Annotated in this window: 11 protein-coding genes; 7 read left to right on the forward strand and 4 right to left on the reverse strand. The window is 71.7% G+C overall.

Going from position 1 to position 12880, the window contains the following annotated elements:
* Positions 1–33: 33 nt before the first annotated feature.
* Positions 34–735 (reverse strand): class I SAM-dependent methyltransferase, encoded by a 702-nt coding sequence (locus H4W31_RS03635; protein WP_192765353.1) that lies wholly within the window; start codon positions 733–735, stop codon positions 34–36.
* Between the two features lie 193 nt (positions 736–928).
* Here H4W31_RS03635 and H4W31_RS03640 point away from each other — a divergent pair, with 193 nt between their 5' ends.
* The 7 genes from H4W31_RS03640 (at position 929) to H4W31_RS03670 (ending at position 10936) form a co-directional block, all read left to right on the forward strand.
* Complete coding sequence (locus tag H4W31_RS03640; protein ID WP_192765354.1) at positions 929–3115, forward strand: molybdopterin oxidoreductase family protein; 2187 nt, start codon at positions 929–931, stop codon at positions 3113–3115.
* Between the two features lie 22 nt (positions 3116–3137).
* A complete protein-coding gene (locus H4W31_RS03645) occupies positions 3138–4604 on the forward strand; it encodes an FAD-dependent oxidoreductase (protein ID WP_318783006.1) in 1467 nt (488 codons plus the stop codon).
* Positions 4601–7168: a nitrite reductase large subunit NirB gene (nirB, locus tag H4W31_RS03650; RefSeq protein WP_192765355.1), complete on the forward strand. Its 2568-nt coding sequence runs from the start codon at positions 4601–4603 to the stop codon at positions 7166–7168. The genes H4W31_RS03645 and nirB overlap by 4 nt, the downstream gene beginning before the upstream one ends.
* A gap of 14 nt (positions 7169–7182) precedes the next feature.
* The gene (gene nirD, locus H4W31_RS03655) at positions 7183–7542 is read left to right on the forward strand and encodes a nitrite reductase small subunit NirD (RefSeq protein WP_318783703.1); all 360 of its coding nucleotides are present in this window, start codon (positions 7183–7185) and stop codon (positions 7540–7542) included.
* On the forward strand, positions 7542–8630 hold the full coding sequence (locus tag H4W31_RS03660) for a uroporphyrinogen-III synthase (protein ID WP_192765357.1): 1089 nt from the start codon (positions 7542–7544) through the stop codon (positions 8628–8630). Before nirD ends, H4W31_RS03660 begins: the two co-directional genes overlap by 1 nt.
* A 433-nt stretch (positions 8631–9063) precedes the next feature.
* Positions 9064–10080: an ABC transporter substrate-binding protein gene (locus tag H4W31_RS03665; protein WP_192765358.1), complete on the forward strand. Its 1017-nt coding sequence runs from the start codon at positions 9064–9066 to the stop codon at positions 10078–10080.
* A 79-nt stretch (positions 10081–10159) separates the two neighbouring features.
* Complete coding sequence (locus H4W31_RS03670; RefSeq protein WP_192765359.1) at positions 10160–10936, forward strand: ABC transporter permease; 777 nt, start codon at positions 10160–10162, stop codon at positions 10934–10936.
* Positions 10937–11039: 103 nt separating this feature from the next.
* Here the strand turns inward: H4W31_RS03670 and H4W31_RS03675 are convergent, their stop codons facing one another.
* From H4W31_RS03675 to H4W31_RS03685, 3 genes are all read right to left on the reverse strand, one after another.
* Positions 11040–11759 (reverse strand): SDR family NAD(P)-dependent oxidoreductase, encoded by a 720-nt coding sequence (locus H4W31_RS03675; protein WP_192765360.1) that lies wholly within the window; start codon positions 11757–11759, stop codon positions 11040–11042.
* 78 nt (positions 11760–11837) lie between these two features.
* Entirely contained in the window at positions 11838–12476 is a 639-nt protein-coding gene (locus tag H4W31_RS03680) for a GTP-binding protein (RefSeq protein WP_404825559.1), read from the reverse strand.
* The gene (locus tag H4W31_RS03685) at positions 12457–12825 is read right to left on the reverse strand and encodes a DUF742 domain-containing protein (protein ID WP_192765361.1); all 369 of its coding nucleotides are present in this window, start codon (positions 12823–12825) and stop codon (positions 12457–12459) included. The genes H4W31_RS03680 and H4W31_RS03685 overlap by 20 nt, the downstream gene beginning before the upstream one ends.
* Positions 12826–12880: the final 55 nt, after the last annotated feature.

Here is a 12880-nt window from a genome sequence, read left to right on the forward strand (position 1 = left end):
GGCCGGCGGTGAGATGCCGGGGCCGGAGCTACCTCACTCCAGCTCGCGCCGGCCGCCGAAGACGGCGAACCGCCACGACTTGTAGAAGCAGTCGACGCCGACGAAGCCCGACTCGACCAGCCAGCGGCACTGGTCCGGCAGGGGCGCGGGGCGGTCGTGCCGCATCCGTTCCCGGGCACCGGCGATCTCCGCCTCGGTCGCGCCGAGCGCGAGAACCTGGGCGAGCCACATCTCGTCGTACCGGTGGTCCAGGTCGGGTGTGGCCCCGGCCACCTGCTCGGCGTTGACGAACACCCCACCGGGGACCAGTACCTGCCGGATCCGGCGGTAGAGGTCCCGCTTGCCGGCGTCGTCGAGGTGGTGGATGGCCAGGGCGGAGACCACCGCGTCGTACGGGCCGCCGGGCAGCGGCGCGGTCAGGTCGGCGACCACCGTCTCGTGCGGTACGCCGCGTCGGGTCAGCTGCCCCTCGGCGACCGCGAGCATCGCCGGTGCCCCGTCGACCAGGGTGGGGCGGACGCCCGGTACGGCGGCAGCGAGCAGGAGCGACAGCAGTCCCGTACCGGCACCTAGATCAAGTACGCTGGGCGTACGCCCGGACGCCAGCGCCCGGCGCAGCGGCGGAGCGGCCACCTCCACCGCGGTGCCGTAGAAGTCGTCGAAGCACGGCACCAACCTGCGGCGGGACTCGTCGTACGACCCGGCCACGGCTTCGAAGAGCGACACCACCGCCATCGAAGTGCCTCCTGACATACGGAACGTTCTTCTCATTTAACGGCGTTCATCTTAGGCCCGCCGCCCGGGGCCCGCGCCACTCGCCGGGGCCCGGGACGGCCGGCCCGCTGCCCGGAATCCGTGTGAGCGGCTCTTGACAGGCCCGAAACAACCGGGACCCGACCGTGAAACCGGGCGCCGGCACGCTTCGGACATGACAGACGGTGCACGAGCTGCGACGCATTCGGGGGATGTGTCCCAGGACGTGGCCACCCACTGCCCCTACTGTGCGTTGCAGTGCGGCATGACGCTGCGGCCCACGGCCGGCCGGGTGGAGGTGCTGCCCCGGCAGTTCCCGACCAACCGTGGCGGCCTCTGCCAGAAGGGCTGGACCGCCGCCGAACTGCTCGACCATCCGGACCGGCTGACCACTCCACTGGTCCGGGACCGGCCGGGCGCGGAGCTTCGACCGGCGACCTGGCCGGAGGCGCTGGACCGGGTGGTGACCGGAATCCGCCGGATCCAGGCCGGGCACGGCCGGGACGCGGTCGCCGTCTTCGGCGGCGGCGGGCTGACCAACGAGAAGGCGTACGCGCTGGGCAAGTTCGCCCGGGTCGCGCTCGGCACCCGCAACATCGACTACAACGGCCGGTTCTGCATGTCGTCGGCCGCCGCCGCCGGGATCCGGGCCTTCGGGATCGACCGGGGACTGCCGTTCCCCCTCGCCGACCTCGGCACCGCCGACACTCTCCTGCTGGTCGGCGCGAACGTCGCCGAGACCATGCCGCCGCTGGTCCGCTACCTGATCGAACAGCGGGAGCGCGGCGGCACCCTGATCGTGATCGACCCCCGGGCCACCGCGACCGCCCGGCAGGCCACCCTGCACCTGCAACCCACCCCCGGGACCGACCTGGCCGTGGCCAACGCCCTGCTGCACGTCGCCCTGGCCGAGGGGTGGGTCGACAAGCGCTACGTGGACGCCCGTACCGCCGGCTTCGAGCCGGTGCGCCGGGTGGCCGCGAGCTACTGGCCGGCCCGGGTCGAGCAGCTGTCCGGAGTGCCGGTGGCCGACCTGGAGGCGGCGGCGCGGGCACTCGGCACCGCCGACCGGGCGATCATCCTCACCGCGCGCGGCGCCGAGCAGCACGCCAAGGGCGTGGACACGGTGACCGCCTTCATCAACCTCGCCCTCGCGCTCGGCCTGCCCGGACGCCCCGGTTCCGGGTACGGCTGCCTCACCGGGCAGGGCAACGGCCAGGGTGGACGCGAGCACGGGCAGAAGGCCGACCAGCTCCCCGGCTACCGGCGCATCGACGATCCGGCCGCCCGCGCACACGTCGCCGGGGTCTGGGGCGTACGCCCGGAGGAGCTGCCCGGCCCGGGGATCTCGGCGTACGAGCTGCTGACCGCGCTCGGCACCCCGGACGGCCCGAAGGCGCTGCTCGTCTTCGGCTCGAACCCGGTGGTCTCGGCTCCCCGGGCGAACCAGGTCGAGAGCCGCCTGCGCGACCTCGACCTGCTGATCGTCGCCGACTTCGTCCGGTCCGAGACGGCGGCGATCGCCGACGTGGTGCTGCCGACGGCACAGTGGGCCGAAGAGGACGGCACGATGACCAATCTGGAGGGCCGGGTGCTGCGGCGTCGCGCCCTCCGTCCACCCCCGCCCGGGGTACGGACCGACCTGGCGGTGCTCGCCGAACTGGCCGGCCGGCTGGGCGAGCAGGGCGGCAGTGCTGGCGGAGTCGGCGACGGCGGCCCGGCCGAGCGGGGCGCGGCACCCGGCACCGGTCCCGTACCCGGGCCCCGGTTTCCGACCGACCCCGGGGTCGTCTTCGAGGAGCTGCGCCGGGCCTCGGCCGGTGGGATCGCCGACTACGCGGGCATCAGCTGGGAGCGGATCGATGCCGAGGACGGGGTCTTCTGGCCCTGCCCCACCGAGGACGGGGCGGGGACCCCGCGACTGTTCGCCGACCGGTTCTCCACCCCGGACGGACGGGCCCGGTTTCTGCCGGTGGAGCACCGCGCGGTCGCCGAGGAGGTCTGCCCGGACTATCCGGTCTACCTCACCACCGGGCGGGTGCTGGCGCAGTACCAGTCCGGAGCGCAGACCCGGCGGATCGCACCGCTGCACCGGGCCGCGCCCGGTGCCTTTCTGGAGCTGCACCCCGACCTGGCGGCCCGGCTCGGGGTCCAGGACGGCGACGAGGTTTTCGTGACCAGCCGTCGGGGCGAGATGCGGGCACCGGCCCGGATCACCCCGACGATCCGGCCGGACACGGTCTTCGCCCCCTTCCACTGGGCGGGTCCGGCCCGGATCAACTCCGTCACCAGTGACGCCCTCGACCCGGTCTCCCGGATGCCGGAGTTCAAGGTCTGCGCGGTCCGGGTGGAGAAGGCGTGAGCGAATCGAATGGGGCCGCGGCGTGAGCGAGTCAGACAACCGGATCGTCATCGTCGGCCACGGGATGGCCGGCGCCCGGTTGGCAGCCGAGCTGCCGGCCCGGACCGGCGATGCGAAGATCACCGTGCTCGGCGCCGAGCGGCACCGCGCGTACAACCGGATCATGCTGTCGAACCTGCTCGCCGGCAAGGTCGACGAGGCCGGGGTGGAGCTGACCGAGGCGGCCGGGCACGGCATCGACGTACAGCCCGGGGTGCAGGTCACCGCCATCGACCCGGCGGCGCGCACGGTGACGACGAGCCGCGGTGACCTTCTCGGGTACGGCCACCTCGTGCTCGCCACCGGCGGACGGGCCCTGGTGCCGCCGCTGCCCGGACTCGACCCGGACCGGTTGCCGGACCGGGTCGCGGTCTTCCGGACCCTCGACGACTGCCGGCGGATCCTCTCCGTCGCCACCGGAGCGCGCCAGGCCCTGGTGCTCGGCGGCGGGCTGCTCGGGCTGGAGGCGGCCCGCGGTCTGGCCGCCCGTGGCCTCGACGTGCACGTCGTGCATCCGGTCGGGCACCTGATGGAACGACAGCTCGATCCGGCGGCCGGCGCGGTGCTGGCCCGTACCCTGGCGGGGCTCGGCGTCACCGCCCACCTGGAGGTGGCGGCCGTCGCGGTGGACGCCCGCGCCGACGGCGTCGCCCTGACCCTCTCCGACGGGCGGGAACTCGCCGCCGACCTGCTGGTCCTCTCCTGCGGGGTACGCCCGGACGTGGGCCTGGCCACATCCGCCGGGCTGACCGTCGACCGGGGGGTGGTGGTCGACGACCGGCTGCGGACCAGCGACCCGCACATCTCGGCCATCGGCGACTGCGCCCAGCACGCCGGCGTGGTGACCGGGCTGGTCGCGCCGGCCTGGGAACAGGCCCGGGTCCTGGCGGCGGTGCTGGCCGGCCGGGACACCCGGGCCCGCTACCGCCCCCGGCCCTCGGTGACCCGGCTCAAGGCGGCCGGCATCGACCTCGCCGCGATGGGGGATCCCGGCTCCGGCCCCGGCCCCGACGTCGAGGAACTCAGCTTCTCCGACCCGGTCCGGGGGACGTACGCCCGGCTGCGGATCGTCGGTGAACGGCTGACCGGGGCGATCATGCTGGGCGACAATCCGGCGGTCGGCACGGTGATCCAGCTCTTCGACCGGGGCGCACCGGTGCCGATCGACCGACGGTCGCTGCTGCTGGGCCGCAGTCGCGACGGAACGATCGCGCCGCCGGTCGAGTCGCCCGCGCTGATCCCCGACTCGGCGACGGTCTGCCAGTGCAACACGGTCCGCAAGGGCGCGCTGGTGCGCTGCTGGCGGGCCGGAGCGAGGTCCATGGACGAACTGGTCGCCGGCACCCGGGCCACCACCGGCTGCGGCAGTTGCCGGGACGCCGTCGAGGGAATCCTCGGCTGGCTGTCCGCGATAGACACCCCCGAGACGGCGGAAGAGGTGGCGGCGTGAGCGAGCGCAGCGAGCTTGTCGTGGTGGGCAACGGCATGGTGGGGCAGCGCTTCGTCGAGGCACTGCGCTCCCGGGACGGCGGCGGGCGCTGGCGGGTCACCGTGCTGGCCGAGGAGAGCTGGCCGGCGTACGACCGGGTCCGGTTGTCGGCGTTCTTCGACGGTGCCAGCGCCGAGGAACTCAGCCTGCACCAGCCCGACGACGGAGTCGACCTGCGGCTCGGCGAACCGGTGGTGGCCATCGACCGGGAACGTCGCCGGGTACGGACCGGTGCCGGCGAGTACCGGTACGACGCGCTGGTGCTGGCGACCGGGTCGTACCCGTTCGTGCCGCCGATCGACGGCGCGTACGTCGCGGCGGGCCCGGACGCGATCGGCCCGACGCCGTCGCTGCGGCCCGGCGTCTTCGTCTACCGCACGCTCGACGACCTGACCGCGATCCGCGACTTCGCGAAGGGCCGGCGCACCGGTGCGGTGATCGGTGGGGGGCTGCTCGGGCTGGAGGCGGCGAACGCGCTGCGCCTGCTGGGGCTGGGCACCCACGTGGTGGAGTTCGCCCCGAGGCTGATGCCGGTGCAGGTCGACGAGGCCGGTGGCGCGATGCTGCGCCGGTACGTCGAGGAGCTGGGCGTCGTCCCGCACCTCGGGGTGGCCACCACCGCGATCCGGTCCCGCCCGGACGGCGAACTGGCCGGGCTGACCCTCTCCGACGGCGCCTGGCTCCCCACCGACCTGGTCGTGGTGGCCGCCGGGATCCGCCCCCGGGACGAACTGGCCCGGGACGCCGGGCTGACCCTGGGCGAGCGCGGCGGGGTACGCGTCGACGCCGGCTGCCGGACCAGCGACGAGCGGATCTGGGCGATCGGCGAGTGTGCCGCCGTCGAGGGAACCTGCTACGGGCTCGTCGCACCGGGCTACGCGATGGCCGAGGTGGTGGCGGACCGGCTCGTCGGCGGCACGGCGAGCTTCCCCGGCGCCGACACCTCGGCCAAGTTGAAGCTGCTCGGGGTGGACGTGGCCGCCTTCGGCGACGCGCACGGCACCACCCCGGGCTGCCTGGACGTGACCTTCACCGACCCGGCCACCCGGGTGTACGCCAAACTCGTCCTCTCCGACGACGCCCGTACCCTGCTCGGCGGGGTGCTGGTCGGTGACGTGGCGGCCTATCCGGCGCTTCGGGCCAGTGTCGGCGGCCCACTGCCCGGCCCTCCGCTGGCCCTGCTCGCCCCGGCCGGCGACGGCACCGGTACGGGGTCCGGCATCGCCGCCCTGCCCGGCGCGGCCCAGGTCTGCTCCTGCAACGGGGTGACCAAGGACCAACTCGTCGGCGCGATCGCCGAGGGCTGTGTCGACGTACCGGGGCTGAAGGCGTGCACCCGGGCCGGCACGAGCTGTGGGTCGTGCGTACCGATGCTCAAGCAGTTGCTGTCGGTCTCCGGGGTGAGTCTGAGCAAGGCGCTCTGCGAGCACTTCGCGCACAGCCGGCAGGAACTCTTCGAGATCATCCGGGTCCGGGAGATCCGTACCTTCTCCCGGCTCGTCGCCGAGCACGGCACCGGCCGGGGCTGCGACATCTGCAAGCCGGTGGTCGCCTCGATCCTGGCCTCGCTGGGCAACGGCTACGTGCTCGACGGCGAGCAGGCCTCGTTGCAGGACACCAACGACCACTTCCTGGCGAACATCCAGCGGGACGGGACGTACTCGGTGGTGCCCCGGATACCGGGCGGCGAGATCACTCCGGAGAAGCTGATCGTCATCGGCGAGGTGGCCCGGGACTTCCAGCTCTACACGAAGATCACCGGTGGACAGCGGATCGACCTCTTCGGGGCCCGGGTGGAGCAGTTGCCGAAGATCTGGCGGCGACTGGTCGACGCCGGGTTCGAGTCCGGGCACGCGTACGGGAAGGCACTGCGGACCATCAAGTCCTGCGTCGGCTCCACCTGGTGCCGGTACGGGGTGCAGGACTCGGTCGGGTTGGCGATCGCCCTCGAACTGCGGTACCGGGGACTGCGCGCCCCCCACAAGATCAAGTCTGCCGTCTCCGGCTGTGCCCGGGAGTGCGCCGAGGCCCGCAGCAAGGACTTCGGGATCATCGCCACCGACAACGGCTGGAACCTCTACCTCGGCGGCAACGGCGGGTTCCGGCCCCGGCACGCGGAGCTCTTCGCCACCGACCTGTCCACCGAGGAACTCGTCCGGTACGTCGACCGGTTCCTGATGTTCTACATCCGTACCGCCGACCGGTTGCAGCGCACCGCCGCCTGGATCGAGGCGATGGATGGCGGCCTGGAGCACCTGCGGGCGGTTCTCGTCGACGACTCGCTCGGGCTCTGCGCCGAACTGGACGCCGCGCTGGCCCGGCACGTCGGGGCCTACTCCGACGAGTGGCGCGACACCCTGGAGGACCCGGACCGGCTACGGCGGTTCACCTCCTTCGTCAACGCACCCGATGTACCGGATCCGTCGATCACGTTCGAGGTGGAGCGGGGCCAGCCCGTTCCGGCCATGGGAGAACGCCGACCGGTGACGCTCGGCCTCCCGACGACCATGGGGGTACCGAGTTGACTCTGGACACCACGATCAACGACGACGTGCGGTGGACGACGGTCTGTGCGTACCCGCGACTGGAGCCGGAGCGCGGGGTGGCCGCGCTGGTCGACGGCGAGCAGGTGGCGGTCTTCCGCACCTACGACGGCCGACTCTTCGCCATCGGCCAGCAGGATCCGATCTCCAGGGCGTTCGTGATGGCCCGGGGCATCGTGGGCAGCCGGGGCGAGGCCCCGACGGTCGCCTCTCCGCTGCACAAGCAGGTCTACGACCTGCGGACCGGGCACTGCCTCGACGTACCCGGGGTGGCGGTGCCGGTCTACCGGGTGCGCTGCCGCGACGGCCTGGTCGAGGTGGCTCCCCGGCCGCAACCCGCTGCCGGAGACAGCTGATGTCCGGGGAACTGTCCGGCTTCACGGTCGGGGTGACCGCGGACCGCCGACGCGACGAACTCACCGCGATGCTGGAACGGCGGGGCGCCCGGGTGGTGCTGGCCCCGGCGCTGCGGATCGTGCCGCTGGCCGACGACACCGACCTGCGCGCGGCCACCCGGGCCTGCCTGGAGAACCCGCCGGACGTCCTGATGGCGAACACCGGGATCGGGATGCGCGGCTGGCTGGAGGCGGCCGAGGGCTGGGGGCTGGCCGAACCGCTGCGCTCGGTGCTGTCCCGGGCCTACATCGTCAGCCGGGGACCCAAGGCCCGGGGAGCGATCCGGGCGGCGGGGCTGCACGACGAATGGTCCCCGGCCTCGGAGAGCTGTGACGAGGTGATCGAGCACCTCCGCCAGCGGGGCGTACGCGGGCAGCTCGTCGCGATGCAGTTGCACGGCGAGCGACAGCCGGAGTGCACCGCGGCACTGGAGGCGGCGGGCGCCACCGTGGTCGAGGTACCGGTCTACCGCTGGGCGGCGCCGACCGACCCGGCGCCGCTGCACCGGCTGGTCGACCTGATCGCCGGGCGGCTGGTGGACGCGGTCACCTTCACCTCCGCGCCGGCCGTGGGGGCGCTGCTGCGGGCCGCCGGGCCCAGTAGCGACGCGGTGCTGGACGCGATGCGCTCCGACGTACTGGCCGCCTGCGTCGGCCCGGTCACCGCCGCTCCGCTGCGCCGGCACGGGGTACCGGTGGTCGCGCCGAACCGGGCCCGGCTCGGCGCACTGGTCCGGACCATCGTGGACGAGCTGCCGCCCCGGGCGATCAGCGTCAAGGTCGCCGGTCACCTGCTGACCCTGCGCGGGCACGCGGCCATCCTGGACGGCGAGCTGCGGCCGCTGGCGCCCGCGCCGATGGCGGTACTGCGGGCACTGGCCGGCACCCCCGGTCGGGTGATGTCCCGGGCCGCGCTGCTGCGCACCCTGCCCCGGGGTGCCGACGAACACGCCGTCGAGATGGCGGTGGCCCGACTGCGCGCCGGACTGCGTACGCCCGGAGTGGTGCAGACCGTGGTCAAGCGCGGCTATCGACTGCCCATCGACTGAATCTTCGGCCCTTCGTAGATCAACAACTCGTACGACTGCCGGAGTTTGTTGATCAATCCGTCCTTGGTGGATCTCCAACTGCGCCGGTAACGGTCGGATTGCGTTCCTTGACGGGCGAGTATCCGGTTGGCAGGGTAGGGCGCGGCGTACCGGCGGATGCCCGCTCACAGCCACGCGAATCTATGTGCACAGGACCTGAATAGGCACGTCGTTCCCGTGGCGGGCAAAGAGATTCCGGGTTGCGCCGAGCCCTGCTCGCGAAGCGTCAGGAGGACTGCCGAAAGATCCGTTGAGGCACTACGACCACAGATGTCGGTCATTGTGCCCGGCAACGGCCCCCGCACCGCGGTGGACGCTGCCGGAACGCGGACATCGCAGCCCTTCGCGACGGGCTTGCATCCTGAATGGATTTCTCCTCTAAGGATAGGTGCGAATGACGAGGCGTATGCGCGTGCTGGCCGCCGCGGCCCTGGCCACGACCCTGATGATCTCGTCGGGCTGCGGGTCCGACGAGGACTCCGGCCCGGGGAAGAACGGCAAGGCACCGGACAAGGTGACGTACCTCACCGGGTTCGGCACCGGTGGCCACGACGCCTTCGCGTGGGTGGCGAAGGAGAAGGGCTTCTTCACCGAGGCCGGGCTCGACGTGGCGGTGTCGCTGGGCGCCCCCGCCACGAACAACCAGGGTCTGCTCTCCGGCAAGGCACAGTTCACCTACAGCGACGTGACCCAGCTGATGATCCAGACCGGCAACAACCAGGTCACCGAGATGCGGGTCATCGCGGCGGTGCACCAGAGCACGCTGGTGGCGATCTTCGCCCCCGAGGGTTCCGGCATCACCAGGCCCAAGGACCTCGAGGGTAAGCGGGTCGGCGTCGCGCAGGGTTCGATCACCAAGACGCTGCTGCCGGCGTACGGCAAGCTCGCCGGCTTCGACGCCAGCCGGCTCCAGTTCGTGGAGAGCCAGCCGCAGGGCCTGGTGAGCCTGCTCGCGAGCAAGAAGGTCGACGTGCTGAGCACGTTCGTCATCACCCGCAACACGGTGCAGACGGTCACCAAGCAGACGATGGTCGTCCTGCCGCTCACCGACTACCTGCGGGACCTGCTCGGCACCGGCATCACCACCACTGCCGGGTACGCCAAGGACAACCCGGACATCGTCAAGCGGTTCCGGGACGCGGCGCTGAAGGGGTTGCAGTACACGGTCGAGCACCCCGAGGAAGCAGCCAAGATCATGAAGGCCAACAACCCGGCCGTCAACGAGCAGGGCGCCGCTGCCGAGATCAAGCTGATGACGCCGTACGTGACCTCCGCACCCGGCAACGTGGTCGGTGCCCTCGACGAGCAGCGGGCGGCCCGCGCCATCGCCGTCCTGCAGGGCGCCGGGCTCATCCCGGGCGGCCTGACGCCGGAGAAGGTCATCGACTTCACCATCGCGCCCAAGGCCTGACCAGCGGCGTACACGCTTTTGGGGACGGCGAGTGGACACCCACTCGCCGTCCCTGTTTCCCACCAGAGGAGAACGTTCCATGACGAGTAGGTCGGAGCTGTCGCGCGGCTCCAGAATCGGCCTGCCCATCGCCGGCACGGTGGTCGGGATCGGTCTGTGGTGGCTGCTGACCGTCGTCTTCGACATCCGGACGCTCTTCCTGCCATCCCCACCGGACGTCGTCGACGCGTTCTTCCGGGAGCCCAGTTACCTATTCACGGAAACCTGGGCGACGCTCTGGGCGACGATCACCGGATTCGCCATCGCGGCGGTCGCCGGACTGCTCGGCGGGATGCTCCTGACCAGCTCACGGATAGTCGAGCAGGCGACCCTACCGATGATCGTGGCGTTCAATGCCGTACCGAAGGTTTCGCTGGTTCCGCTACTGATCGTCTGGGTGGACTACGGACCCAGAATGAGAATCTCGCTGGTGGTGCTGATCGCGTTCTTTCCGATCCTGGTCTCGACCATGGCGGGTCTGACCTCGACCCCGGCCGAACTCACCGAACTGACCCGGTCGCTGTCCGCGTCCCGGCTGAAGACCTACCTCAAGGTACGGCTGCCGTGGGCCCTGCCGCAGCTCTTCGTCGGCATGAAGGTGGGCATCACGCTCGCCCTGATCGGCGCGGTGGTGGCCGAGATCCAGAGCCCGAACGCCGGCCTCGGATCGATCATCACAGCCAGCGGCCAGTCGGCGGACACCTCGCTGGCGTTCGCCGCGATCACGCTGCTGGCGGTGCTCGGCGTCGGCCTGTTCTATCTGGTGGTCGCCGCGGAGCGGCTGGCGGTGCCCTGGGCCCGGCAGATCTCGGCATGACACGGAGCCGGCGGACTCCCGCTCGGGCGGGGCCACCGGCTCCTGGTCACATCTGTTCGTACTGGCTGGTCCAGTCCCCCGACCCAGCGGCCGGCGGGCTGCCCTACACCACCCCGGCGCCGCCGTTGAGGTCGAGGTTCACCGCGTTGACGGCCGGGTTCTCCAGCAGGAACACCACGGCGTCGGTGACGTCCGCCATGGTGGTCAGCCGACCCGTCGGGGTACGCGCCGTGTAGGTCTCGTGGATCTCGGCCGGCTGCTTGGCCCAGAACGGGCTGTCGCCGACGATGCCCGGGTGGAGCGCGTTCACCCGGATCGGCCGCAGTTCGGCGGCGAGGACGTTCACCAGGCCCACCACCCCGGCGTTCACCGTCGAGACCGTCGCCGACCCCGGGAACGGACGGTCCTTCGAGCCACCGCCGAAGAGCAGGACCGAGCCGTCCGGCACGATCCTGGACTGCAGGGTGTGTGCCACCTCGGTGTAGCCGACCAGCTTCACCGTGACCAGGCTGACCGCGCGGTCGATCTGGTAGTCCGAGACCTTGTTCACGTCCCGGACGAACGCGGAGAGGACGAGGTGCTTGATCTCGCCGATCCCGGCGAGTGCGGCGGCGATGCCCTCGGGCTTGGCGAGATCGACGGCCACCCCGGTGGTGCGGCCGCCGATCTCGGCCGCCACCGCCTCGGTCCGGGCGGTCTCCCGCCCGGTGATCACGACCTCACGGCCCCGCTTGGCGTAGTGCTCGGCCACGTCCCGGCCGAGGCCGGAGGTACCCCCGACGACGACTATGCAGCCGCCGTCAGGACCATCGCGCTGTGGCATGTGACTGTCCCTCTCGTTGTGCAGGATTGAACCGCGCAAGCCTCCCCGGGCCCGGTCAGCCTGCCGCACGGCGAGGGCTCAGCCGACCGGCGTGGGCTGCCCCCGTCCATGCTCCGCACGCAGCGTCGCCATCGCATGCTGGACCACGTTCACCAGCACGTGCTTGACCGACTCACGGTGCCGCGCGTCGCACATCACCAGCGGTACGTGCGGCGCGATGGCCAACGCCTCACGTACCTCCTCCGCCTCGTACTGGGGGGCGCCGTCGAAACAGTTCAACGCCACCACGTACGGGAGGTGCCGGTTCTCGAAGTAGTCCAACGGAGCGAACGCGTCGGCGATTCGCCGCGTGTCGACCAGCACCGCCGCACCGACCGCACCCCGGATGATCTCGTCCCACATGAACCAGAACCGCGTCTGGCCCGGGGTACCGAAGAGGTAGAGGATCAGGTCCTGGGCCATGGTGATCCGGCCGAAGTCCATGGCGACGGTGGTGGTCTCCTTGCCCGGAACTTTGGAGGGATCGTCGATCCCCACGCCGGCGGCGGTCATCACCGCCTCCGTGGTCAGCGGGGTGATCTCCGAGACCGCACCCACGAGCGTCGTCTTACCGACCCCGAATCCGCCGGCAATGACGATCTTGGCGGAGGTGATCCCTCCACCGCCACCTCCACCGCCGCGCCGCGACCTCTCCGGGTCATAGCCTGCGAAGTCCACTTAGCACCCTCTCAAGCAGTTCCATCCGCTCCTCGAACGCCTCTGCCGGTGGAGCGGCACTGTGCAGTGTCAGCAGGCTGTCCGCCACCATGTCGGCGACCAGCACCCGGGCGACACCCAACGGCAGCCGGGTGTATGCGGCGATCTCCGCCAGCGACTGCGCCCGGCCCTCGCAGATTGTGGCGATGCGGTGCTTGTCGTGACCGGCGAACCGGGACTCGACGACCGCGGCCGGGCTCGCCACGAGCACCGCCTCGAGCGCGATGTCCTGGCGAGGTTCGGTGCGACCGCGGGTGACCGCGTACGGCCGGACGAGTGCTCCCCGTGGGTCGTCTCGTCGTCCGTCCATGGCGTGGTCACCTCCCTGTGGTCGAGTTGCGGCTTCACCGAATCCATCCCTGATC

It is taken from the genome of Plantactinospora soyae, assembly GCF_014874095.1.
Taxonomy (GTDB): domain Bacteria; phylum Actinomycetota; class Actinomycetes; order Mycobacteriales; family Micromonosporaceae; genus Plantactinospora; species Plantactinospora soyae.